At 59.5% G+C, this 25,652-nt stretch carries 19 protein-coding genes and 1 tRNA gene; 17 read left to right on the top strand and 3 right to left on the bottom strand.

From position 1 onward, the window contains the following. Window positions 1-86: 86 nt before the first annotated feature. The 11 genes from NTD85_RS23725 to NTD85_RS23675 all read left to right on the top strand — a co-directional run bounded on the left by NTD85_RS23725 (window position 87) and on the right by NTD85_RS23675 (window position 14,177). The gene (locus tag NTD85_RS23725; RefSeq protein WP_262143351.1) at window positions 87-2,885 is read left to right on the top strand and encodes an LPS-assembly protein LptD; all 2,799 of its coding nucleotides are present in this window, start codon (window positions 87-89) and stop codon (window positions 2,883-2,885) included. Continuing rightward, window positions 2,866-4,182, top strand: a complete 1,317-nt coding sequence (surA, locus tag NTD85_RS23720; RefSeq protein ID WP_003228836.1) for a peptidylprolyl isomerase SurA — start codon at window positions 2,866-2,868, stop codon at window positions 4,180-4,182. The genes NTD85_RS23725 and surA overlap by 20 nt, the downstream gene beginning before the upstream one ends. Next, window positions 4,179-5,168: a 4-hydroxythreonine-4-phosphate dehydrogenase PdxA gene (gene pdxA, locus NTD85_RS23715; protein ID WP_262143350.1), complete on the top strand. Its 990-nt coding sequence runs from the start codon at window positions 4,179-4,181 to the stop codon at window positions 5,166-5,168. The genes surA and pdxA overlap by 4 nt, the downstream gene beginning before the upstream one ends. Then, complete coding sequence (gene rsmA / locus NTD85_RS23710) at window positions 5,165-5,974, top strand: 16S rRNA (adenine(1518)-N(6)/adenine(1519)-N(6))-dimethyltransferase RsmA (protein WP_262143349.1); 810 nt, start codon at window positions 5,165-5,167, stop codon at window positions 5,972-5,974. Before pdxA ends, rsmA begins: the two co-directional genes overlap by 4 nt. A 114-nt stretch (window positions 5,975-6,088) precedes the next feature. After that, window positions 6,089-6,469, top strand: a complete 381-nt coding sequence (gene apaG, locus NTD85_RS23705) for a Co2+/Mg2+ efflux protein ApaG (RefSeq protein WP_003228843.1) — start codon at window positions 6,089-6,091, stop codon at window positions 6,467-6,469. Then, window positions 6,469-7,350 (top strand): symmetrical bis(5'-nucleosyl)-tetraphosphatase, encoded by an 882-nt coding sequence (locus tag NTD85_RS23700; protein WP_262143348.1) that lies wholly within the window; start codon window positions 6,469-6,471, stop codon window positions 7,348-7,350. The genes apaG and NTD85_RS23700 overlap by 1 nt, the downstream gene beginning before the upstream one ends. A 33-nt stretch (window positions 7,351-7,383) precedes the next feature. Continuing rightward, window positions 7,384-7,713 (top strand): thiosulfate sulfurtransferase GlpE, encoded by a 330-nt coding sequence (gene glpE / locus NTD85_RS23695; RefSeq protein WP_003228847.1) that lies wholly within the window; start codon window positions 7,384-7,386, stop codon window positions 7,711-7,713. A 295-nt stretch (window positions 7,714-8,008) separates the two neighbouring features. Then, entirely contained in the window at window positions 8,009-9,931 is a 1,923-nt protein-coding gene (locus tag NTD85_RS23690; RefSeq protein ID WP_003228848.1) for a PrkA family serine protein kinase, read from the top strand. A 121-nt stretch (window positions 9,932-10,052) separates the two neighbouring features. Beyond that, complete coding sequence (locus NTD85_RS23685) at window positions 10,053-11,324, top strand: YeaH/YhbH family protein (RefSeq protein ID WP_003228849.1); 1,272 nt, start codon at window positions 10,053-10,055, stop codon at window positions 11,322-11,324. Then, entirely contained in the window at window positions 11,321-12,883 is a 1,563-nt protein-coding gene (locus NTD85_RS23680) for a SpoVR family protein (protein WP_003228850.1), read from the top strand. The genes NTD85_RS23685 and NTD85_RS23680 overlap by 4 nt, the downstream gene beginning before the upstream one ends. Before the next feature lie 64 nt (window positions 12,884-12,947). Continuing rightward, on the top strand, window positions 12,948-14,177 hold the full coding sequence (locus tag NTD85_RS23675; RefSeq protein WP_262143347.1) for a multifunctional CCA addition/repair protein: 1,230 nt from the start codon (window positions 12,948-12,950) through the stop codon (window positions 14,175-14,177). Between the two features lie 84 nt (window positions 14,178-14,261). Here the strand turns inward: NTD85_RS23675 and folK are convergent, their stop codons facing one another. Both folK and folB read right to left on the bottom strand, forming a co-directional pair. Beyond that, on the bottom strand, window positions 14,262-14,780 hold the full coding sequence (folK, locus tag NTD85_RS23670) for a 2-amino-4-hydroxy-6-hydroxymethyldihydropteridine diphosphokinase (protein ID WP_103521082.1): 519 nt from the start codon (window positions 14,778-14,780) through the stop codon (window positions 14,262-14,264). Then, window positions 14,771-15,127 carry a dihydroneopterin aldolase gene (gene folB / locus NTD85_RS23665; protein ID WP_003228857.1) on the bottom strand — a complete coding sequence of 119 codons (357 nt, stop codon included), beginning with the start codon at window positions 15,125-15,127 and terminating at the stop codon, window positions 14,771-14,773. The genes folK and folB overlap by 10 nt, the downstream gene beginning before the upstream one ends. A 74-nt stretch (window positions 15,128-15,201) precedes the next feature. Here folB and plsY point away from each other — a divergent pair, with 74 nt between their 5' ends. Then, the gene (gene plsY / locus NTD85_RS23660) at window positions 15,202-15,771 is read left to right on the top strand and encodes a glycerol-3-phosphate 1-O-acyltransferase PlsY (RefSeq protein WP_103485902.1); all 570 of its coding nucleotides are present in this window, start codon (window positions 15,202-15,204) and stop codon (window positions 15,769-15,771) included. 23 nt (window positions 15,772-15,794) lie between these two features. Here the strand turns inward: plsY and tsaD are convergent, their stop codons facing one another. Beyond that, window positions 15,795-16,820, bottom strand: a complete 1,026-nt coding sequence (gene tsaD / locus NTD85_RS23655; protein WP_262143346.1) for a tRNA (adenosine(37)-N6)-threonylcarbamoyltransferase complex transferase subunit TsaD — start codon at window positions 16,818-16,820, stop codon at window positions 15,795-15,797. A 199-nt stretch (window positions 16,821-17,019) separates the two neighbouring features. On the opposite strand from tsaD, the gene rpsU reads away from it, so the two are divergent. From rpsU to NTD85_RS23630, 5 genes are all read left to right on the top strand, one after another. Next, on the top strand, window positions 17,020-17,235 hold the full coding sequence (gene rpsU / locus NTD85_RS23650) for a 30S ribosomal protein S21 (protein ID WP_002551877.1): 216 nt from the start codon (window positions 17,020-17,022) through the stop codon (window positions 17,233-17,235). A gap of 483 nt (window positions 17,236-17,718) precedes the next feature. Next, window positions 17,719-19,683: a DNA primase gene (dnaG, locus tag NTD85_RS23645; protein ID WP_262143345.1), complete on the top strand. Its 1,965-nt coding sequence runs from the start codon at window positions 17,719-17,721 to the stop codon at window positions 19,681-19,683. A 67-nt stretch (window positions 19,684-19,750) separates the two neighbouring features. Next, window positions 19,751-21,598: an RNA polymerase sigma factor RpoD gene (gene rpoD / locus NTD85_RS23640; RefSeq protein WP_003228865.1), complete on the top strand. Its 1,848-nt coding sequence runs from the start codon at window positions 19,751-19,753 to the stop codon at window positions 21,596-21,598. Window positions 21,599-21,724: 126 nt separating this feature from the next. Further along, on the top strand, window positions 21,725-25,471 hold the full coding sequence (locus tag NTD85_RS23635) for a bifunctional diguanylate cyclase/phosphodiesterase (protein WP_262143344.1): 3,747 nt from the start codon (window positions 21,725-21,727) through the stop codon (window positions 25,469-25,471). A 15-nt stretch (window positions 25,472-25,486) separates the two neighbouring features. Further along, window positions 25,487-25,563: transfer RNA gene (locus NTD85_RS23630), tRNA-Ile, on the top strand. The last annotated feature ends 89 nt before the right edge of the window (window positions 25,564-25,652 follow it).

Raw genomic sequence — 25,652 nt, 5'->3', positions numbered from 1 at the left:
TATTATCCAGCATCTTTTTCAGACCATCGAGAGGCGTGCGGCCCACACCGCGGGCAGATGGCACGCAGGAAGCCCGGACTAATAAGATGGCATTGAAATCCCCCGCGTTTCGTAAAAAATTTCCGTTGTTGGTAACCGGCAGTCTGCTGGCTATGCAACCTCTGGCCAGTCAATTCGTTGTCGCCGCCGAGCAGTATGACTGCGCCGTCTCGGCAACGGGTGGCTGGGCTTGTGCGCCCAAGACGCCGGCAGCTGCATTGCCGCCGCGTCCGGTGCATGACGGCAGTGCCGTCAGCGCCGCTGGCGAAGCCCCGGCCCAGAACGGTTCCACTTCCGACACCGGCGCCAAGCCTGTGCTGGTCACCGAAGCCAAAGGCCGCGGCCTGAAATCCCGTAGCGAAGACTACAGTCACCTCGACTGGGTTCCGCGCGAGAAGCTCACCGCCGCCCAATTGGCCGAGACCGGTCCTTACTGCTCTGGTTCCTATATCGAACCGATTCGTCCTGGCATGAATGACAAGACGAATAAAAGTGACGCACCGACCTTTATCGGCGCCAAAGCCTCGCGCTACAACACCGAAGATCAGGTGGGTACGCTGGCCGGCGACGTGGTCCTGCGTCAGGGCAGCATGCAGGTCGAGTCCGACGAGGCCAGCCTGTACCAGGCCGAGAGCCGCGCCGAACTCAACGGCGACGTGCGCATTCGCGACAACGGTGCACTGATCGTCGGCGACCACGCCGATGTGCAGCTCGATACCGGTGAAGCCAAGGTCGACAACGCCGAATACGTGCTGCACAAATCGCGCATCCGCGGTAACGCGCTGTACGCCAAGCGTGCCGAAAACGCGATCATCCGCTTGAAGGACGGCACGTACACCACGTGCGAACCTAACAGCAACGCCTGGCAGCTCAAGGGCAACAACATCACCCTGAACCCTGCCACCGGCTTCGGTACCGCGACCAACGTGACACTGCGGGTCAAGGACATTCCGATCCTGTACACGCCGTACATCTACTTCCCGATCGATGACCGTCGTCAGTCGGGCTTCCTGCCGCCGACCATCGGCACCGGCAGCGACACCGGCTTCATGCTGGTCACCCCGTACTACTTCAACCTGGCACCGAACTACGATGCCACGTTGTATCCGCGCTACATGAGCAAGCGTGGCCTGTTGATGGAAGGCGAGTTCCGCTACCTGACCAAGTCCAGCGAAGGTCAGTTCGGTGCGGCGTACCTCAACGATGAAGATACTGATCGCAGCAAGCAGTCCGATTACGAAAAAAATCGCTACATGTACAACTGGCAGCACAAGGGCGGTCTCGACTCCCGTGTGTATACCCAGGTTGACTACACCAAGATCAGCGATCCGTATTACTTCCAGGATCTGACCACCGATCAGATCGGTGTGAAGAGCTCTGACTATGTGAACCAGCAGGGTTCGGTGACCTACCGCGGCGACAGCTACACCGCTCGCCTGAATGCGCAGCAGTACCAATTGGCAACCGTTTCGAACATCACGCCTTACGGCCGTCTGCCGCAGATCACCTTCAATGGTCAGTTGCCGTATCACCCGGAAGGTTTGAATTTCGATTATGAGACCGAAATTGTTCGGTTCGATCGTGACCTGCAAAACGGTAACTTTACCGATGAAGATGGCACCATCTCGCCACGCCTGGATACAAACATCCAAGGCTTGGCGCGCGCTAACGGCGACCGTCTGAATCTGAAGCCAGGCGTCAGCCTGCCGATGAACTGGACTTACGGCTTCCTGAAGCCATCGCTCAAATACCAGTACACCCAGTACCAGCTGGATCTGGACAGTATCGGCAAAGGCCAGATCGCAAATCAAACCGCTGAGCAGAACAAACTCAACGGCACCTTCGACAGCAACCAGAACCGTGGCGTACCGATTGCCAGCGTCGACAGCGGCCTGTATTTCGACCGCAACACGTCGTACTTCGGCACGAACTATCGCCAGACCCTGGAACCGCGTCTGTTCTACCTCTATGTACCCAAGGTTGATCAGGAAGACATTCCGGTATTCGACACCAGTGAATACACCTTCAACTACGCGTCGTTGTTCCGCGACAACCGCTTCTCCGGCTCCGACCGCGTCGGCGACGAGAACAAGCTGTCGCTGGGTGTAACCAGCCGCTGGATCGAAGACAACGGTTTCGAACGTCAGCGCATCAGCGTCGGCCAGGCTTACTACTTCAAGGATCGTGAAGTACAACTGCCAGGCATCGCGTTCAAGGATCGCAAAGATGCCCAGTCCGACGTATCGCCATACGCACTGGAATACGAATACCGCTGGAACCGCGACTGGCGCACCACTGCCGATTACAACTGGGATCCGGACAGCCGCAGCCCACGTTCCGGCAGTGCGATGTTCCATTACCAGCCTGAGGACAACCCGAACAAGGTCGTCAACGTCGGCTATCGCTATCGTAACGACCAGGTTCGCTACGACCAGACCACCGGTAAGTGGTCGGTGGGCGGTGGCGACTACGGCACCCCGGGGCAGCCTGGCTACGTGAAGGACTACTACAAGATCCAGCAGCATGACTTCTCGGTCATCTGGCCGATCGTTCCACAATGGAGCGCAATCAGCCGCTGGCAGTACGACTACAACCGCAATCGCACGCTGGAAGCCTTCGGTGGTTTCGAGTACGACAACTGCTGCTGGAAACTGCGCCTGATCAACCGTTACTGGGTTTCCTATGACGAATTCAGTCAGGAAGCTCCGCAAAACGAAAAAGGCGACCACGGCGTCTTCCTCCAAATTGTTCTGAAGGGACTCGGCGGCCTCACCGGCGCCAAAACCGAGAGCTTCCTCGACAAAGGCATCCAAGGTTATCGTCAACGTGAAGACCAAGCTTTCTGATTGTCTGCGCCCGCTGCTGCTGGGCGCGCTGTTCCTGGGTACTGCGGCCAATGCCGCAGTTCAGTCCATCGATAAAGTGGTCGCGATCGTTGATAACGACGTGGTCATGCAGAGCCAACTGGACCAGCGTGTCCACGAAGTTCAGCAGACCATCGCCAAGCGCGGGGGCGGCATGCCGCCTCCCGGCGTGCTGGATCAGCAGGTGCTCGAGCGTCTGATCGTCGAAAACCTGCAACTGCAGATCGGCGAACGCTCCGGCATCCGCATTACCGATGAAGAGCTGAACCAGGCGGTCGGCACTATCGCTCAGCGCAACAACATGACCGTGGATCAATTCCGCGCTGCTCTGGCTCACGACGGCTTGTCCTACGACGACGCCCGTGACCAGATCAAGCGCGAGATGATCATCAGCCGTGTGCGTCAGCGCCGCGTGGCAGAACGTATCCAGGTGTCGGAACAGGAAGTGAAGAACTTCCTCGCCTCCGATCTGGGCAAGATGCAACTGTCCGAAGAGCTGCACCTGGCCAACATCCTGATTCCAACGCCGGAAAGTGCCAATTCTGAAGCGATTCAGAGCGCTTACCGTCAGGCCATGGACGTTTACCAGCAACTCAAGCAAGGCGCTGACTTCGGTCAACTGGCCGTTGCCAAGTCCGGCAGCGACAACGCTCTGGAAGGCGGCGACATGGGCTGGCGTAAAGCCGCTCAACTGCCACCTCCGTTCGATCGCGAGCTGAGCAACATGGCGGTGGGTGATATCACCCAACCGGCACGCACACCAGGTGGCTTCATCATCCTGAAAGTGCTCGGCAAGCGTGGCGGTGAAACCCAGATGCGTGATGAGGTGCATGTGCGCCACATTCTGGTCAAGCCAAGCCCGATCCGCGACGAAGCCAAGACCAAAGCGCTGGTGCAGTCGCTGTACGAACGCATCCTGGCGGGTGAAGACTTCGCTGAACTGGCGAAGAACTACTCCGAAGACCCGGGTTCGGCGCTCAACGGCGGCGACTTGAACTGGATCGACCCGAACGCACTGGTACCGGAGTTCCGCGAAGTGATGGCCAAGACCCCACAAGGTCAGCTGTCCAAGCCGTTCCAGACTCAGTACGGCTGGCACGTTCTGGAAGTCCTTGGCCGCCGCGCCACCGACAGCACCGAGCAGGCCCGCGAGCAACAGGCAATGACCGTTCTGCGTAACAAAAAATACGATGAAGAGCTGCAAAACTGGCTGCGTCAGATTCGTGAAGAAGCCTACGTAGAAATCAAACTCCCTGGTGCAGACCAGGCAGCGCAGTGAAACCCAAGCGTTTCGCGCTGACACCCGGCGAACCAGCCGGCATCGGTCCCGACCTGTGCCTGCTGCTCGCCTCGCAAGCCCAGCCACACCCCCTGATTGCCATCACCAGCCGCGACCTGCTCCTCGAGCGGGCCGCGCAGCTGGGGCTGGCCGTCACTTTGCTGGAGGTGGCGCCAGATCACTGGCCGGATGTACCGGCACCCACCGGCAGCCTGTACGTCTGGGATACCCCGCTCAGCGCCCCCGTGGTTGCCGGGCAACTGGACAAGGCTAACGCCGCATTCGTTCTGGAAACCCTGACCCGCGCCGGCAACGGCTGTCTGAACGGCGATTTCGCCGGGATGATCACCGCTCCGGTACACAAAGGCGTGATCAACGAATCAGGCATCCCGTTCTCCGGGCATACTGAATTCCTCGCCGACCTGACCCATACCGCACAAGTGGTGATGATGCTCGCCACCCGCGGTTTGCGCGTGGCGCTGGTCACCACTCACCTGCCGCTGCGCGAGATTGCCGATGCAATCACCCCTGATCGGCTGGAGCGGGTCACACGGATTCTGCACGCCGACCTGCAAGACAAATTCGGCATCGCCCAGCCACGCATCCTGGTCTGCGGACTCAACCCGCACGCCGGTGAAGGCGGACACCTGGGCCATGAAGAAATCGACATCATCGAACCTACATTAGAGCGCCTGCGCGGCGAGGGCATGGACCTTCGTGGCCCGCTGCCTGCCGACACTCTGTTTACCCCCAAATATCTGGAGCACTGCGATGCAGTGCTGGCGATGTACCACGACCAGGGCCTGCCCGTGCTGAAGTACAAAGGCTTCGGCGCCGCGGTCAACATTACCCTTGGCCTGCCGATCATCCGCACCTCGGTCGATCATGGCACCGCTCTGGATCTGGCCGGCAGCGGCAAGATCGACACCGGCAGCCTGCAGGTCGCCCTGGAAACCGCCTACCAGATGGCCGAGACCCGTTTATGACCGAGCAATACCAACACAAGGCGCGCAAACGCTTTGGCCAGAACTTCCTGCACGATGCCGGCGTCATCGACCGCATCCTGCGCTCCATCAGCGCCAAATCCGGCGACCGCATGCTGGAAATCGGCCCAGGCCAGGGCGCACTGACGGCTGGCCTGCTCAACTCCGGCGCGCAGCTCGACGTGGTGGAACTGGACAAGGACCTGATCCCGATCCTCAACCAGCAGTTCGCCGGCAAGAGCAACTTCAACCTGCATCAGGGCGATGCGCTGAAGTTCGACTTCAATACACTGAACGCCGCGCCGAACAGCCTGCGCGTGGTCGGCAACCTGCCGTATAACATCTCCACGCCGCTGATTTTCCACCTGCTGAATAACGCCGGCATCATTCGCGACATGCACTTCATGCTGCAGAAGGAAGTGGTCGAGCGTCTAGCCGCGGGCCCCGGTGGTGGCGACTGGGGTCGTCTGTCGATCATGGTTCAGTACCATTGCCGCGTGGAACACCTGTTCAACGTCGGCCCGGGCGCGTTCAACCCGCCGCCGAAGGTCGACTCGGCCATCGTCCGTCTGGTGCCGCACGCCGTATTGCCACACCCGGCCAAGGATCATCGCCTGCTCGAGCGCGTGGTACGCGAAGCGTTCAACCAGCGCCGCAAGACCCTGCGCAACACCCTCAAGCAATTGATGACCGCTGCCGAGATCGAAGCCGCCGGCGTCGATGGCAGCCTGCGCCCCGAGCAACTGGACCTGGCCGCATTCGTGCGCCTGGCCGACAAGCTCAGCGAACAAGCCCCCGCCGCCGACTGACCGGCGATGAACGCTATCGGGCAGGACGCCACTCTGGTTTACTGCCCGATACTTGCCTAGACTGATTCCCCATCAGCTACGCCTCGCGTTCCGCTTTGCTTAAGGCCCTTTTGCATGTCCGATTCTCGCTATCAGGTCGATGTCAGTGTCGTCACCCACTATCTGGCAGACCAATCGCAACCCGAGCACAACCGCTTCGCCTTCGCCTACACCATCACCGTGCAAAACAATGGCGCGCTCCCGGCCAAGCTGTTGTCGCGGCATTGGGTGATCACCGACGGTGACGGGCATGTCGAAGAAGTGCGCGGCGCCGGTGTCGTCGGCCAGCAACCGCTGATCGACACAGGCAAGAGCCACACTTACAGCAGCGGCACAGTGATGACCACCAAGGTCGGCACCATGCAGGGCTCTTATGAAATGGTCGCCGACGACGGCAAGCATTTCGACGCGATTATCAAGCCTTTCCGCCTCGCCGTACCCGGAGCCTTGCACTGATGACGACGTACGCCGTCGGCGACCTGCAAGGCTGCCTCGAGCCGCTCAAATGTCTGCTCAAGCAAGTGGCTTTCGACCCGAAGCTCGATCGGCTGTGGCTGGTCGGCGATCTGGTCAACCGCGGCCCGCAATCGCTGGAGACCCTGCGTTTTCTCTACGGCATGCGCGACTCGCTGGTTTGCGTACTGGGTAACCATGACCTGCACCTGCTCGCTGCGGCCAACAACATTGAGCGCCTGAAGAAGTCCGATACCCTGCGCGAGATCATTGAAGCCCCCGACGCGGCCGATCTGCTCGAGTGGCTGCGCCAGCAAAAGCTCATGCACTACGACGAGCAACGCGAAATTGCCATGGTGCATGCGGGCATTCCTCCGCAGTGGTCCTTGCGCAAGGCCCTGAAGTACGCGGCCGAGGCCGAAGCGGCATTGCGTGACGACAACCTGTTTCCGCTTTACCTGGACGGCATGTACGGCAATGAGCCGGCGAAATGGGACAGCGAGCTCACGGGCGTGACCCGCCTGCGCGTCATCACCAACTATTTCACCCGCATGCGCTTCTGCACCGCCGAGGGCAAGCTCGACCTCAAAAGCAAGGAAGGCCTCGATACCGCCCCGCCCGGCTACAAGCCCTGGTTCCAGCACAAGGAGCGCAAGACCCGCGGCCTGCGGATCATCTTCGGTCACTGGGCTGCGCTGGAAGGCGACGTTCACGAACCGGGCATCTCGGCACTGGACACCGGTTGTGTCTGGGGCGGCAGCCTGACCCTGATGAACGTCGACAGCGGCGAGCGCGTGTCCTGCAAGTGCGATGAACAAGGCGGGCTTGCACCATCAGTCGCACCACTTATCCCCGAAACGTCGCCAGTCAGCGCGCCGCGTTAGACTGCGCATTCTGCCGAGCTACAGGAACCCGCCATGAGCGAATTCAAACGAATCCCCCCGGAACAGGCCCAGGCCCTGCGTGAACAAGGCGCAGTCGTGGTTGATGTCCGTGATCCCGCCACCTTTGCAGCACTGCATATCAGTGGCTCGAAGCATTTGGACAACCATTCCTTGCACGCTTTTATCCAGGGCGCCGACCTTGATGCACCGACTGTCGTCGTTTGCTATCACGGCAATTCCAGCCAGGGTGCCGCCGCGTACCTGATCAGTCAGGGCTTCTCCGACGTCTACAGCATGGACGGCGGTTTCGAGTTGTGGCGTACGACTTATCCTGCAGAAACCGCGCAAGGCACGCCCGAATAATTTTTTTTGTCCCGCGCAGGCCCCGGCTGCCGTGGGCCTGCGCGGGGCAGACGAACGGTCTGCCACAACTAATTACGTATCTCCCCTTTACCTCCCGAATTCCCAACTATCCTTAAGCCCAGGCCATCCAAAACAGGGGAGAGCCGGTACACCGGCGCACGGGTCATCGGGAGTGACTTTCAAGGTTGTCGACCGCGAAAGTGTTCTGGGGGGTAAACAAGTGGCCACAGCGGCTGCTTGCCAGCATCGACTGAGTGATCCGGCGTCGGCTCCACGTATCGAGCGAGGTGACGTCATGAGTATCTTTAGCCACTTCCAACAACGCTTCGAGTCCACACGCCAGGAAGAACTCTCGCTGCAAGAGTACCTGGAGCTGTGCAAGAAAGACCGGAGCGCCTACGTTTCCGCAGCCGAGCGTCTATTGATGGCCATCGGCGAACCGGAACTGCTCGACACATCGACCAATTCGAGGCTGTCGCGCATCTTCTCCAACAAGGTGATCCGTCGCTATCCGGCCTTTGAAGACTTCCACGGGATGGAAGAATGCATCGACCAGATCGTCTCGTATTTCCGCCATGCCGCCCAAGGCCTGGAAGAGAAGAAACAGATCCTCTATCTGCTCGGCCCCGTCGGTGGCGGTAAATCGTCCCTGGCCGAGAAGCTGAAACAGCTGATGGAAAAGGTGCCCTTCTACGCGATCAAGGGTTCGCCGGTATTCGAATCGCCCCTGGGTCTGTTCAACGCCACCGAAGATGGCGCGATCCTCGAGGAAGACTTCGGCATTCCACGGCGCTACCTGAACACCATCATGTCGCCCTGGGCGACCAAACGCCTGGCCGAATTCGGCGGCGACATCAGCCAGTTCCGCGTGGTCAAGTTGTACCCGTCGATCCTCAATCAGATCGCCGTGGCCAAGACCGAACCGGGCGACGAGAACAACCAGGACATCTCGGCGCTGGTCGGTAAGGTCGACATTCGCAAACTCGAGGAGTACCCACAGAACGACGCCGACGCCTACAGCTACTCCGGTGCGCTGTGCCGGGCCAACCAGGGCCTGATGGAATTCGTCGAAATGTTCAAGGCACCGATCAAGGTGCTGCACCCTTTGCTGACCGCCACCCAGGAAGGCAACTACAACAGTACCGAAGGACTGGGGGCGATTCCGTTCACCGGGATCCTGCTTGCGCACTCCAACGAATCGGAGTGGCACACCTTCCGCAACAACAAGAACAACGAAGCCTTCATCGACCGGATCTACATCGTCAAAGTGCCGTACTGCCTGCGGGTCAGCGACGAGGTGAAAATCTACGACAAGTTGCTGTTCAACAGTTCGCTGGCCAAGGCGCATTGCGCACCGGACACCCTGAAGATGCTGGCGCAGTTCACCGTGCTGTCGCGCCTCAAGGAGCCGGAAAACTCCAACATCTATTCGAAGATGCGCGTCTACGACGGGGAAAACCTCAAGGACACCGATCCAAAGGCCAAGTCGATTCAGGAGTACCGCGACTCGGCCGGCGTCGACGAGGGCATGAACGGCCTGTCGACCCGGTTTGCATTCAAGATCCTGTCCAAGGTGTTCAACTTCGATCCGCATGAAATCGCCGCCAACCCGGTGCATTTGCTGTATGTGCTGGAACAGCAGATCGAACAGGAACAGTTCCAGGCCGAGACCCGCGAACGCTACCTGCGCTACCTCAAGGAATATTTGGCGCCGCGTTATATCGAATTCATCGGCAAGGAGATCCAGACCGCGTACCTGGAGTCTTACAGCGAATACGGGCAAAACATCTTCGACCGCTACGTGCTGTATGCGGACTTCTGGATTCAGGATCAGGAATACCGCGACCCGGAAACCGGCGAGATTCTCAACCGTGTCGCCCTGAACGAAGAACTGGAGAAAATCGAGAAACCGGCCGGCATCAGCAATCCGAAGGATTTCCGCAACGAGATCGTCAACTTCGTATTGCGCGCCCGAGCCAACAACAACGGCAAGAACCCGACCTGGCTCAGCTACGAAAAACTGCGGGTGGTCATCGAGAAGAAAATGTTCTCGAACACCGAAGACCTCCTGCCAGTCATCAGCTTCAATGCCAAGGCCAGCAAAGAGGATCAGCAGAAACACAACGACTTCGTTACTCGAATGGTCGAACGCGGCTACACCGACAAACAGGTACGACTGCTGTCCGAGTGGTACCTGCGGGTCCGGAAGTCGCAGTGAAGCAGTTGCAAGCTTCTAGCTATCAGCTGCAAGAACAAAGCGCGTAACCCACAGATGCCCGGGAACCTGCTTTTACTTGCAGCTTGAAGCTCACAACTTGAAGCTGCCCGGAGGGCTTCCTATGAGTTATGTGATCGACCGACGTCTCAATGGCAAGAACAAGAGCACGGTGAACCGCCAGCGCTTCCTGCGGCGTTACCGTGATCACATCAAGAAGGCTGTCGAAGAGGCGGTCAGCCGGCGTTCCATCACCGATATGGAACACGGCGAACAGATCAGCATTCCCGGTCGCGACATCGACGAACCGGTGCTTCACCACGGTCGCGGCGGCAAGCAGACCGTGGTTCATCCCGGCAACAAGGAATTCACTGCCGGCGAACATATCGCCCGTCCACCGGGGGGTGGCGGCGGACGCGGTCCGGGCAAGGCCGGCAATTCCGGCGAGGGCATGGACGAGTTCGTCTTCCAGATCACCCAGGAAGAATTCCTCGAATTCATGTTCGAAGACCTCGAACTGCCGAATCTGGTGAAACGCAACCTCAGTGGTACCGACACGTTCAAGACTGTGCGCGCCGGGATCAGCAACGAGGGTAACCCGTCGCGGATCAATATCATCCGCACCCTGCGCTCGGCTCACGCCAGGCGCATTGCGCTGTCCGGCAGCAGCCGTGCCAAATTGCGCGAGGCCAAAGAGGAATTGGCGCGATTAAAGCGCGAAGAGCCGGATAACTTCGGCGATATTCAGGAACTCGAAGCGGAAATCGAAAAACTCAGCGCGCGCATTCATCGCGTGCCGTTCCTCGACACCTTCGACCTCAAGTACAACCTGCTGATCAAGCAACCCAACCCCAGCTCGAAAGCGGTAATGTTCTGCCTGATGGACGTTTCCGGCTCGATGACCCAGGCGACCAAAGACATCGCCAAACGCTTTTTCATCCTGCTGTACCTGTTCCTCAAGCGTAACTACGACAAGATCGACGTCGTGTTCATCCGCCACCACACCAGCGCCCGGGAAGTGGACGAGGAAGAGTTTTTCTATTCACGGGAAACCGGCGGCACCATCGTCTCCAGCGCGCTGAAGCTGATGCAGGAGATCATGGCCGAGCGCTACCCGAGCAACGAATGGAACATCTATGCCGCGCAGGCTTCCGACGGCGACAACTGGAACGATGACTCGCCGATCTGCCGCGACATCCTGATCAACCAGATCATGCCGTTTGTGCAGTACTACACTTATGTGGAGATCACCCCGCGCGAGCACCAGGCCCTCTGGTACGAATACGAACGCATTGCCGAAGCCTTTTCCGACACGTTTGCCCAGCAGCAGCTGGTCTCGGCCGGGGATATCTATCCGGTCTTCCGTGAACTCTTCCAGCGCAGGTTAGTGACATGACCGCCAAAGAGCAGAAACGCCAACCCATCTCCACCGGCTCCGAATGGACGTTCGAGCTGATCCAGGCCTACGACCGCGAAATCGCCCGGATTGCGGCCGGCTACGCGCTGGATACCTATCCCAACCAGATCGAAGTGATCACCGCCGAGCAGATGATGGATGCCTATGCCTCGGTCGGCATGCCACTGGGCTATCACCACTGGTCCTACGGCAAACACTTCCTCAGCACCGAGAAATCCTACAGCCGCGGCCAGATGGGGCTGGCCTACGAAATCGTGATCAACTCGGACCCGTGCATCGCCTACCTGATGGAGGAAAACACCATCTGCATGCAGGCGCTGGTGGTCGCTCACGCGTGCTACGGGCACAACAGTTTCTTCAAGGGCAACTACCTGTTCCGCACCTGGACTGACGCCAGCTCGATCATCGATTACCTGGTGTTCGCCAAGCAGTACATCATGCAATGCGAAGAGCGCCACGGTATCGACGCGGTGGAGGACCTGCTCGACTCCTGCCATGCGCTGATGAACTACGGGGTCGACCGCTACAAGCGTCCGTATCCGATTTCCGCCGAGGAAGAACGCCGGCGGCAGAAGGATCGCGAAGAACACATGCAGAAGCAGATCAACGATCTGTGGCGAACCATTCCCAAAGGCGCGGACAAATACAGCGACAAGGACAACGCCCGTTTCCCGGCCGAGCCACAGGAAAACATCCTGTACTTCATCGAGAAACACGCGCCGCTGTTGGAGCCGTGGCAACGGGAGATCGTGCGGATCGTGCGCAAGATCGCCCAGTATTTTTATCCACAGCGCCAGACTCAGGTAATGAACGAAGGCTGGGCGACGTTCTGGCACTACACACTGATGAACGACCTGTACGACGAGGGCCTGGTGACCGACGGGTTCATGATGGAATTTCTTACCTCGCACACCAGCGTGGTATTCCAGCCCGGCTTCGACAGTCCTTACTACAACGGGATCAACCCCTACGCACTGGGTTTCGCGATGTATCGCGACATCCGCCGCATGTGCGAAAACCCCACCGAGGAAGACCGGCGCTGGTTCCCGGACATCGCCGGCTCCGACTGGCTGTCGAGCATCAAGTTCGCCATGAGCAGCTTCAAGGATGAGAGTTTCATCCTGCAATACCTGTCACCGAAGGTGATCCGCGATCTGAAGCTGTTCAGCATCCTTGATGACGATCAGAAGGACGATTTGCTGGTACCGGCGATCCATGACGAAACCGGCTACCGGATCATCCGCGAAACCCTGGCTGCGCAGTACAACCTCGGCAACCGCGAGCCCAACGTGCAGATCTACAGCATCGACCGGCGCGGCGACCGCTCGCTGACCCTGCGTCATCAGCAACATGACCGCAAACCCTTGGGCGACTCCACCGACGAGGTACTGAAACATCTGCACAGGTTATGGGGCTTCGACATTCATCTGGAAACCCTGCAGGGTGACCAGATCATGAAAACCCACCATGTACCACCGCGAAGTGAACACAGCGAAGGCGATTACGGTCGGCTCGACCTGGCCGTGATTCATCTTTAGATGCGGCTCTGACCTCCGAAAGTCCGGCGCAAGGGTTATCCTGTCGGGCTAACGGAGGTTTTTTATGCAGATTTTCAAGGTTGGCGGTGCGGTGCGCGATCGCTTGCTCGGCTTACCGGTAACCGATATTGATTGGGTGGTGGTCGGCGCCACGGCAGACCAGATGCTCGCCAAGGGTTATCGCCCGGTTGGAGCGGATTTTCCGGTATTCCTTCACCCCAAGACCGGCGAGGAATACGCCCTCGCCCGCACCGAACGCAAAAGCGGTCGCGGTTATGGCGGCTTCACCTTTCACGCCAGCCCCGAAGTCACCCTCGAAGAAGACCTGATCCGCCGTGATCTGACGATCAACGCGATCGCCGAGGACGACCTGCAAAACCTGACCGATCCGTATCATGGCCAGCGCGATCTCGAAGCGCGCATCCTGCGCCACGTTTCCCCCGCATTCGCCGAAGATCCGCTCCGTGTGCTGCGCGTTGCGCGCTTTGCTGCCCGATATGCCAGTCTTGGCTTCACTGTCGCACCAGAAACACTGGAACTGATGCGCCAGCTCAGTGAGTCCGGTGAACTGCAGGCGCTGACCGCCGAACGCAGCTGGAAAGAAATCTCCCGCGCACTGATGGAAGATCAGCCGCAGGTATTCATCCAGGTGCTGCGCGACTGTGGCGCCTTGAAAGTATTGATGCCGGAAGTCGACGCGCTTTTTGGCGTACCGCAACCGGAAGCGCATCACCCGGAAATCGACACCGGCCTGCACACTCTCAGCGTTCTGGAGCAATCAGCGCTGCACGAACAACCGCTAACGGTACGCTGGGCTTGTCTGCTGCATGACCTCGGCAAAGGCCTGACGCCGGAAGAAGAGTGGCCACGACATATCGCCCATGAACACACCGGGTTGAAGCTGATCAAAGCGGTCAACGAACGCTTCAAGGCACCGAAGGACTGCCAGGAACTGGCGTTGCTAGTCGGCGAGTACCACACCCATGGCCACCGCGCCCTGGAGCTGAAGGCGTCGACCTTGCTGGAGCTGCTGCAGAGCTTTGACGTGTATCGCCGCCCGCAGCGTTTTGAGGAATTCATCGTCGCCTGCGAGATGGATGCCCGTGGACGCAAGGGCCTGGAGCAACGCAGTTACCCACAGGCGGATTATCTGCGCGGCGCTGCCAAGGCTGCACGGGAAGTCGCGGTGCAGCCGTTGCTGGAGAAGGGATTCAAAGGCCCGGAACTGGGCGAAGCGCTGAAGCGAGAACGACTGAAGGCGCTAAAAGCCTACAAAGACGAGGCGTCAGCCTGAAAAGCTTCGCGAGCAAGCCCGCTCCCACAAGGGCAATGCATTGCAAATGTGGGAGCGGGCTTGCTCGCGAAAGCGGCAGTTAATTCAACGCAAATCCGAAGACGTCAGCTGCTGCCCACGCCACTCAAAGGCCACCGGCGCCAACACCTGATCAATCTGCGCCTCGGCCCACAACGTCGCGAAGCTTTTTCCCACACCCGGATGTACCCGATCCGGCGCAATCAGCGACAGCGGCCACAGCACAAAGGCGTTTTTCAGGATTTCGGCACGCGGCAGAATCAAGCCGTCGAAGTTACCGGTCAGATCGCCGTATAACAGCACGTCGATATCCAGCGGCAGCCCCTTGCGATCCGGTGCATAGCGACCGTTATCGGCTTCGATGAATTTCAGGCGCCGATCCAGCTCCATCAACGGCAGATCGGTCAGCGCCGAAACCACGAAGTTGTAGAACGGCCCGCTCTTGATCCCCACCGGCTGACTCTCGAACACCGCCGAACAGCGGATATCCACCAGAAACGTCGCCAATGCGTCGAGTCCGGCGCGCAAATGGGTTTCGCGCTCGATATTGCTACCGAGCCCGAGGTACACCTGAGTCAGCGACATCCGCGCTCGATCTCCACACCCACACCACCCTTGGCGGCCGGCACGGCGCCAGGCTTGGTCAGCTTCAGACGAACCCAGGTGATCTTGAATTCAGCCATCAGCACTTCGACCAGACGCTCGGCAAAGGTCTCGACCAGTTGATACTGGGATTGCTCGGCAAAGGCCTGGATGCGCGTGGAAACGCTGGCGTAATCGAGCGCCAGGGTCAGGTCGTCACCGGCCGCCGCCGGGCGATTGTCCCAGGCGAAGCTCAGATCAAGACGCAAGCACTGTCGGATGCCGCGCTCCCAGTCGTAGGCACCGATCACGGTGTCAACTTCCAGGCCCTCGATAAACACTCTGTCCAAGCACTTTTCTCCGCTGCACGACAAGGGCGCAATGCGCCGTTAGAATCAGGGCGTCCTCGCCCGGAATAGTTAGCATGTTTTGGTTAGTGGCGATCCTCGCCTACCTGCTCGGCTCTCTGTCCTTCGCCATTTTGCTCAGCCGCCTGACCGGAAATCCGGATCCGCGAATGAGTGGCTCGGGTAATGCCGGCGCCACCAACATGCTGCGCCTGGCCGGTCGCAAACTGGCGATCCTGACCCTGCTGGGTGATCTGTGCAAAGGCCTTGTACCGGTGCTGATCGCAGCGGCCATAGGCCTTTCGCTGCAGGATCAGGCCTGGATCGGCGTGTGCGCCGTGATCGGTCACCTGTTCCCGCTGTATTTCCGTTTTCGCGGCGGCAAAGGCGTCGCCACGGCTGCCGGCATGTTGCTGGGCCTGTATCCGCCCGCCGCACTGCTTGCGGTGTGCGCCTGGCTGCTGACGTTCTACCTGACCCGCACCAGCTCGCTGGCGGCGCTGATTGCCACGCCCCTGACCCTGCCCTTGCTTGCGTGGCAAGAACCGGAGGCGCTACTGCCGATGAGCGCGTTGACGCTGCTGATCGTCTGGCGCCACCGCGGCAATCTACGCGACCTGTTTGCCGGGCGCGAACGGCATTTTTAAATACCGCTCAGCCACACCGCCCATCACAGCGCCGACAACTGCTCCATCGGCCAGCGCGCCTGCACGCTGATCGCCAGACTTTCCTGCTGACCGGCCTGCAAACGCTGGCAACCGGCAAACGCGATCATCGCGCCATTGTCGGTGCAGAACTCGGGACGGGCATAGAACACCTCGCCCTGCATGTCGCCGAGCATCTTTTCCAGCGAGGCGCGCAACGCCTTGTTGGCGCTGACGCCGCCAGCGATCACCAAGCGCTTCATGCCCGCGTGTTTGAGCGCGCGCTTGCACTTGATGGTCAAAGTCTCCACCACGGCCTGCTGGAACGCCAGCGCGATGTCGCAACGGACTTGCTCGCTGTCGTCCCCGGCGCTGACGCATTGCTGCCAGGTGTTGAGGGCAAAGGTTTTCAGACCGCTGAAGCTGAAATCCAGACCCGGACGATCACACATCGGACGCGGGAAGGTGAAACGCCCTGCGACACCCTTCTCGGCCAGCTTGGCGATTTCCGGCCCGCCCGGATAATTGAGGCCCATCATTTTCGCAGTCTTGTCGAACGCTTCGCCGGCAGCATCGTCGAGCGTCTCGCCGAGCAGACTGTATTGGCCAATGCCATCGACCTGAACCAGCTGCGTATGACCACCGGAAACCAACAAAGCGACGAACGGGAATTCCGGCGGTTTTGGCTCCAGCATTGGCGCCAGCAAGTGGCCTTCCATGTGGTGCACTCCGAGTGCCGGAATACCCCAGGCAAACGCCAGCGCCTGCGCGCAAGAGGCACCGACCAGCAGCGCTCCGACCAGGCCCGGGCCCGCGGTGTAGGCGATCGCGTCGATCTCGGTCGGCACGCAGTCAGCCTCGGCCAACACCTGACGAATCAAGGGCAGCATGCGCTTGACGTGGTCACGCGAGGCCAGCTCCGGCACCACACCGCCATAAACGCGGTGCAGGTCGATCTGACTGAACAGCGCGTCGGCCAGCAGGCCGCGTTCGCTGTCGTATAATGCGACGCCGGTTTCGTCGCAGGAAGTTTCTAATCCCAGTACTAGCATGGGTTTGCGCCTTGTTTAGGCTGAATTCGAAGGCGCGCATAATAGTCGCCATGCGATGCCCCGACTAGCGGTTTTCGATCAGAGGCTTTGCATTCCGAGCGATGAGGGGTTAACATCCGCAACCCTTAAAAACCGACGTCTTCAAGTGCTCTTTTGCCGCGAGGATGTTGACCCCGGTAATGAATGAAGGTAGCTCTGGATGCCAGCCGTCAAAGTTAAAGAGAACGAACCCTTCGACGTAGCTCTGCGTCGTTTCAAGCGCTCCTGCGAAAAAGCCGGTGTACTGGCTGAAGTTCGTAGCCGCGAATTTTACGAGAAGCCAACTTCTGAGCGTAAGCGCAAAGCAGCAGCCGCTGTTAAGCGTCACGCCAAGAAAGTTCAGCGCGAACAGCGCCGCGCCGTTCGTCTGTACTAATACACAGACGATCGTAGCAAGCTTCTTGCCTAAGCCCGGCCCTCAGCCGGGCTAATGGCATTTGCGTAAAACGCTTGATGCTTCACCGTCGAAGCCGCACATGCGATCGAGACAAAACTGCTTCACCGCGTCAGGCCTGGCTCTTTTGCCAGCGGTGCACGTCTTTTCTGACGAGCCTTTCAAGGCTACTGACGAGCACACCCACTGATTCCTCTCACGACGATCAGCCCAAGGCACCTGCATGCGTGCCCGTTTTATTGAGCTATCCGAGGCCATTTATCGGCCGTCAGCGGATTCAGCGCAACACTTTCAAATAGTCGAAGACTGATAGGCACTAACGTCAGTGGATTTTCGGCAGATACACTTCCCGACAGCGATCACGCAAACGACACCGGTCGAGCCGCCCATTTTGTGCGCTTCACTCAAGACCTGCGTCCGGCCGCCCTTCGCATCGGACTCATTACAAGCACAGACGAGAACGCCATGGCCGGGCTGATTCCCCAGAGCTTTATTGACGACCTCCTGAACCGCACCGACATCGTCGACGTGGTCAGCTCGCGTGTGCAACTGAAAAAGGCCGGCAAGAACTACACCGCCTGCTGCCCGTTTCATAAAGAGAAAACCCCGTCGTTCAGCGTCAGCCCCGACAAGCAGTTCTATTACTGCTTCGGCTGCGGCGCCGGCGGCAACGCCCTCGGCTTTCTCATGGACCACGACAACCTGGATTTCCCCCAGGCCGTCGAGGACCTGGCCAAAGCCGCCGGCATGGAAATCCCCCGCGAGGAAAGCGGTCGCCCGCACAAACCGCGGCAACCAACCGATTCACCACTGTATCCGCTGCTCACCGCCGCCGCCGATTTTTACCGGCAGGCGCTCAAGAGCCATCCCGCACGCAAAGCCGCCGTGGATTACCTCAAGGGCCGTGGCCTGACTGGCGAGATCGCCCGGGACTTCGGCCTGGGTTTCGCACCGCCGGGCTGGGACAATCTGTTCAAGCATTTGAGCAGCGACACGTTGCAGCAGAAAGCCATGATCGACGCCGGCCTGCTGATCGAGAACGCTGAAACCGGCAAACGCTATGACCGCTTTCGCGATCGCGTGATGTTCCCGATCCGTGATACCCGCGGCCGGATCATCGCTTTCGGCGGCCGGGTACTGGGTGACGACAAGCCGAAATACCTGAACTCGCCGGAAACTCCGGTGTTCCATAAAGGCCAGGAACTCTACGGCCTCTATGAAGCACGCAAGAACAACCGCAATCTCGATGAAATCATCGTCGTCGAAGGCTACATGGACGTCATCGCTCTGGCCCAGCAAGGCTTGCGCAATGCCGTCGCGACCCTGGGCACAGCGACCAGCGAAGAACACCTCAAGCGCCTGTTTCGCGTCGTGCCGAACGTTCTGTTCTGTTTCGACGGCGACCAGGCCGGCCGCAACGCTGCATGGCGCGCCCTGGAAGCGACGCTTCCGTGCCTGCAGGATGGACGCCGCGCGCGCTTCCTGTTTCTTCCGGAAGGCGAAGACCCGGACACCCTGGTTCGCGCCGAAGGCACTGACGCTTTCAAGGCACGCATCAATCAGCATGCGCAGCCGCTGGCAGACTATTTCTTCCAGCAACTGACCGAGGAAGCCGATCCGCGCTCGCTCGAAGGCAAGGCTCACATGGCCACCCTTGCCGCACCGTTGATCGACAAAGTGCCGGGCGCCAACCTGCGCATCCTGATGCGTCAGCGCCTGACTGAAATCACCGGTCTGAGCAGCGAAACCGTCAGTCAGCTGGCCCAAAGCGCACCACAGGAAGCGCCGCCCGCCTACGATCCGGGCATCGATTACGACGCAATGCCGGACTACAGCGACTACCATCAGCCGCAGGCACAGGATATGTACGTGCCGCAGCAGGAGTGGACGCCAAAGAAACCCGGCGCCGGCGGCAAGAAATGGGACAAGAAACCCTGGGACAAGAACGGCAAGCGCGGCGGTGATCGCGATCAACAGCGCCCACGCACGCCGATTGGCGTCGAGTCGCCAACCCTGACCGCCCTGCGTACATTGCTGCACCACCCGCAACTGGCCAAGCGCGTTGAAGACGCCGGACACATTGCGGACGAAAATCAGACCAACGCACAGTTACTTGTGGCGCTGCTCGAGGCCGTACAGAAGAATCCCAAGCTAAACTCATTTCAGTTGATCGCGCGATGGCACGGCACTGAACAAGGTCGGTTGCTCAGGGCACTGGCGGAAAAGGAGTGGCTGATTGACGGAGAAAACCTTGAACAACAGTTTTTCGACACCATTACTAGCTTGTCAGCCCGCCAACGCGAGCGAAATCTGGAACAGTTGCTCAGGAAAGCGCGTCAAAGCGAACTGAGCGCCGAAGAGAAAAATCAACTGCGCGACCTTCTAAGTCGCAATGTTTCCGCATCAAACCCGACCTCAACTGGCGCGTGAGGTCATAGCTCAGGTATAATCCTCGGCTTGTTTTTTGCCCGCCAAGACCTTCAGTGGATAGGGTGTTATGTCCGGAAAAGCGCAACAGCAGTCTCGTATTATTGAGTTGATCAAACTGGGTCGTGAGCAGAAGTATCTGACTTACGCCGAGGTCAACGACCACCTGCCCGAGGATATTTCAGATCCGGAGCAGGTGGAAGACATCATCCGCATGATTAACGACATGGGGATCCCCGTACACGAGAGTGCTCCGGATGCGGACGCCCTTATGTTGGCCGACGCCGATACCGACGAGGCCGCTGCGGAAGAAGCAGCCGCCGCGTTGGCAGCGGTGGAGACCGATATCGGTCGCACCACTGACCCTGTGCGCATGTATATGCGTGAGATGGGTACGGTCGAGCTTCTGACTCGTGAAGGCGAAATCGAAATCGCCAAACGTATCGAAGAAGGCATCCGTGAAGTGATGAGCGCAATCGCGCACTTCCCTGGCACGGTTGACCACATTCTCTCCGAGTACACTCGCGTCACCACCGAAGGTGGTCGCCTGTCCGACGTTCTGAGCGGTTACATCGACCCGGACGACGGCATTGCGCCGCCGGCTGCCGAAGTGCCACCGCCGATCGACGCGAAAGCCGCGAAGGCTGACGACGATACCGACGACGATGACGCCGAAGCTTCGGATGACGAAGAAGAAGCCGAAAGCGGTCCGGATCCGGTCATCGCTGCCCAGCGTTTCGGCGCTGTGGCCGATCAGATGGAAATCACCCGCAAGGCCCTGAAAAAGCACGGTCGTCACAACAAGGCAGCGGTTGCCGAGTTGCTGGTCCTGGCCGAGCTGTTCATGCCGATCAAACTGGTGCCGAAGCAATTCGAAGCCCTGGTCGAGCGTGTTCGCAGTGCCCTGGATCGTCTGCGTCAGCAAGAGCGCGCGATCATGCAACTGTGCGTACGTGATGCACGTATGCCACGCGCCGATTTCCTGCGTCAGTTCCCAGGCAATGAAGTCGACGAAAGCTGGTCCGACGCCTTGGCCAAAGGCAAGAGCAAATACGCCGAAGCCATTGGTCGCGTACAGCCGGATATTATTCGTTGCCAGCAGAAGCTGACCGCGCTGGAAACCGAGACCGGTCTGACCATCGCTGAAATCAAGGACATCAACCGTCGCATGTCGATCGGTGAGGCCAAGGCCCGCCGCGCGAAGAAAGAGATGGTTGAAGCCAACTTGCGTCTGGTGATCTCGATCGCCAAGAAGTACACCAACCGCGGCCTGCAATTCCTCGATCTGATCCAGGAAGGCAACATCGGTCTGATGAAAGCGGTGGACAAGTTCGAATACCGTCGTGGTTACAAGTTCTCGACTTATGCCACCTGGTGGATCCGTCAGGCGATCACTCGCTCGATCGCCGACCAGGCCCGCACCATCCGTATTCCGGTGCACATGATCGAGACGATCAACAAGCTCAACCGCATTTCCCGCCAGATGCTGCAGGAAATGGGTCGCGAACCGACCCCGGAAGAGCTGGGCGAACGCATGGAAATGCCTGAGGACAAGATCCGCAAGGTATTGAAGATCGCTAAAGAGCCGATCTCCATGGAAACCCCGATCGGTGATGACGAAGACTCTCATCTGGGTGACTTCATCGAAGACTCGACCATGCAGTCGCCAATCGATGTTGCAACCGTTGAAAGCCTGAAAGAAGCGACCCGCGAAGTGCTGTCCGGCCTCACTGCCCGTGAAGCCAAGGTACTGCGCATGCGCTTCGGTATCGACATGAACACCGACCACACACTCGAAGAAGTGGGCAAACAGTTTGACGTAACGCGTGAGCGGATCCGTCAGATCGAAGCCAAGGCGCTGCGCAAGCTGCGCCACCCGACGCGAAGCGAGCATCTGCGCTCCTTCCTCGACGAGTGATACCAGAACCCCCGGCCCAGGCCGGGGGTTTTGTTTATGGGCAGATTAAATCCCTCTCACCGCCCCTCCCCTGCATACCCCGTCTACACTCGAAAACAATGAATCCCGTGCCATAACGAGACGGTTATGCCCAGACTGGCGCCCTTGCTTTTCTTGCTGTCACTGATGATCTGGACCGCAACGGCTGACGCGCTGACTCTGACCGATGAAGAACGTAGCTGGCTGGCGGCTCACCCGGACTTGCGCCTGGGTGTCGATGCTTCGTGGCCGCCTTTCGAGTTCCGCGATGATGAAAACCGCTATCAGGGCCTGGCCGCCGACTATATCGGCGTGATTCGCCAGCGACTGGCGATCAATCTCACCCCCGTCGAACCGTCGAGCTGGACCGAAGTACTGGAGCAGGTCAAACACGGCAAGATCGATCTGCTGCCGGGCATCATGTCCACCCCGGAGCGGCAAAACTATCTGTCATTCACTCGCCCCTACCTCGACTTCCCCATTGTCATCCTCGCCCACGTTGGCGGCGCCCAGCCCCGCAAGATAGAGGATTTGTACGGTTTGAAAATTGCGGTCGTGGAAAACTACGCCCCCCATGAACTGCTGCGTACACACCACCCGGATCTGAATCTGGTGGCCATGCCCAATGTCAGCTCGACCTTGCAGGCATTGGCCACCGGCCAGGTCGACGCGGTTGTCGGCGATCTCGCTTCCAGTGTCTGGAGCCTGCGCCAACTCAAGCTCGAAGGCTTGTACGTCAGCGGCGAAACACCGTACCGCTACCAGTTGGCGATGGCTGTACCGCGTGACAACAAAATGCTGGTGGAGATTCTGGACAAAGTCCTCGCCGACATGACCCCGGACGAGATCAGCAGCATTCAGGAACATTGGGTCGGCAACGTCCTCGACCATCGGACATTCTGGTCGGACCTGCTGATTTATGGTCTACCCGGTCTGTCGCTGCTGGTGATCATTCTGGCGGTGGTCATTCGCATCAATCGCCGCTTGAGTTCGGAAATTGCCCGACGTGTCGACCTCGAACAGGAATTGCGCAGCAGCGAATACCACTACCGCGGGCTGGTGGAAAGCCTGTCGGCCATCGCCTGGGAAGCGCGCATAAGCGACTTCACCTACAGCTATGTGTCGCCCCATGCCGAGGATCTGCTCGGTTATCCACAGGCGCACTGGCTGATTCCGGGCTTCTGGCGCAACATCATCCACCCCGCCGACCTGACCCGCGCCGAGGCCATCTGTGATGACGCGGTACGTGAAGGACGCGATCACACCCTCGACTATCGGGTGATCACCGCAGACGGGCGCTGTCTGTGGGTGCGCGACATTGTCAGTCTGATTGAACATGGCCATGAGCCAGTGATGCGTGGCTTGATGATCGACATCAGCGAAACCAAACGGACCGAAGAAGCGCTGCGCCTGTCGGAACAGAAGTTCGCCTCGGTGTTCCAGCAATGCCCGGACATTCTGGTGATCGCGCGGCTTTCCGATGGCTGCCTGCTGGAAGTCAACGAAGCCTTTGAAGAACAGATAGGCCTGAAAGCGGAAGAAGTCGTCGGCCAGACCGCCACTGAACTCAACATCTGGGGCATTCCCGGGGTCGGCCCGGGACTGTTGCAGCGCTTGCAGGCCGGTAGCATCCGCAACCTGGAGATGCCTTTTCGCCGCAACAATGGCCATGTGTTCACCGGCCTGATTTCCGCCGAGCCGTTCGATCTCGACACCACTCCGGCGCTGGTGGTCGTAGTGCGCGACATCACCCAGCTCAAGGAAACCCAACAGCAACTGCAAACTTCCGAAGAGAAGTTCGCCAAGGCCTTCCACGCCTCGCCGGATGGATTACTGTTGTCGCGGCAAAGCGATGGCCTGTTACTGGAGGTCAACGAGGGCTTCAGCCGCATCACCGGCTTCAACAGCGCGATGTCGGTGGATCGCTCGGCGCTGGATCTGGGGATCTGGGTCAACCTCAACGAACGCAAGCAGATGCTCGATCTGCTGCACCGCGACGGCTTCGTACGCGACTTTACCTGCCATATCCGTCGCAGCGACGGGCAGATCCGTCTGTGCGAAGTGTCCAGCCGCCCCCTGCCAATCGGCGACGAAGACTGCATGCTGACCATCGCCCGGGACATCACCGAGCGCCACCTGATGCAGGAAAAACTGCAGCAGGCCGCCACCGTATTCGAGAGCACTGCCGAAGGCGTACTGATCACTGACACTCAGCAGCACATCAGCGCGGTCAACCGCGCGTTCACCGAAATCACCGGCTACAGCGAAAGTGAAGCCCTCGGCCACACCCCGCGCCTGCTCGCCTCCGGCCTGCACGACAGCGCGTTCTACGCAGCGATGTGGCACCAGTTGACCGACGAGGGACACTGGCAGGGCGAGATTTCCAACCGGCGCAAGAACGGCGAACTGTACCCGAGTTGGCTGACCATCAGCGCCGTGCGCAACCGCGACAAGTTCATCACTCACTTCGTCGCGGTATTTGCTGACATCTCCAGCCTCAAACACGCGCAAGCCAAGCTCGACTATCAAGCGCACCATGACCCGCTCACCGGCCTGCCGAATCGCACGCTGTTCGAAAGCCGCCTGCTGACCGCGCTGAACAGTCAGCAGGAAAACGGTGGTCAGGGCGCCGTGCTGTTCCTTGATCTCGACCGTTTCAAACACATCAACGACAGCCTCGGCCACCCGGTCGGCGACCTGCTGCTCAAGGGCATTGCCGTGCGCCTGAAAGAACAACTGCGCGATATCGACACCGTCGCGCGGCTGGGGGGCGACGAGTTCATCATCCTGCTGCCGGGCCTGCAACAAGTCAGCGATGCCGACAACATCGCAATCAAACTGCTCAACTGCTTTAGCGCACCGTTTCAGGCTGGTGAGCACGAGTTTTTTATCAGCGCCAGCATCGGTACCAGCCTGTATCCACGGGACGGCTGTGATGTCGCCACCCTGGTGAAAAACGCCGACGCGGCGATGTACCGCTCCAAGGCCAAGGGCCGCAACCGCGTCGAAAGCTACACCCGTGACCTCACCGCCCAGGCCAGCGAGCGCGTGGCTCTGGAGCACGAACTGCGCCGGGCCATCGAGCGCGAAGAATTGTTCCTCTACTACCAACCGAAAATCAGCCTCGACGACCATCGCCTGGTCGGTGCCGAAGCGCTGATCCGCTGGCGCCACCCGACCTTCGGCGAAGTGCCGCCGGAGCACTTCATCCCGTTGGCCGAAGAGAACGGCATGATCCTGCAGATCGGCGATTGGGTGCTCGAGACCGCCTGCCGGCAGATGTTCGAGTGGAATCAGATCTACGACAGCCTTGGCCCGCTGTCGGTCAACCTGGCCGGCGCGCAACTGCGGCAGCCGAATCTGCTCGGGCGCATCGAACAACTGCTCAGGGACAACCGCCTGCAGCCGGATTTACTGCAACTGGAAATTACCGAAAACTTCATCATGAGCCAGGCCGAAGAAGCACTGGCGGTGCTGCACCAGCTCAAACATCTGGGCGTTCAACTGGCGATCGACGACTTCGGCACCGGTTATTCTTCGCTCAGTTACCTGAAACGCCTGCCGCTGGACATCCTCAAGATTGACCAGTCATTTGTCCGCGGACTGCCCGATGACCCGCACGATGCGGCGATTGTCCGCGCGATCATCGCTCTGGGCCGGAGCATGCAATTCACCGTGATTGCCGAAGGCGTGGAAACCCAGGCCCAGCAACAATTCCTCGCCGCCGAAGGCTGCGAACAGATTCAGGGCTACATCGTCAGCCTGCCACTGCCCCCGGATGAATTCGCCGCAACGTTTCTTCGTGTAACCGTATCGGATTATTCGGATAGCACAGCCGCCAAACCGTCGCTATAATCCGCGGCCTACTGAGGGCCTATAGCTCAGTTGGTTAGAGCAGAGGACTCATAATCCTTTGGTCCACGGTTCAAGTCCGTGTGGGCCCACCACATTTGAAAGCCGCGCTCCATGCGCGGCTTTTTCTTGGGCGATCGGTTGAGGGGACAATCTTTGCGAGCGCAATGTTCGGAAGACCTCC

Origin of the sequence: Pseudomonas sp. 13B_3.2_Bac1 (genome assembly GCF_025466205.1) — a bacterium.
Taxonomy (GTDB): domain Bacteria; phylum Pseudomonadota; class Gammaproteobacteria; order Pseudomonadales; family Pseudomonadaceae; genus Aquipseudomonas; species Aquipseudomonas fluorescens_H.
Note: the sequence above shows the minus strand (reverse complement) of the source record. Positions and strands in the feature narration are given on the sequence as shown.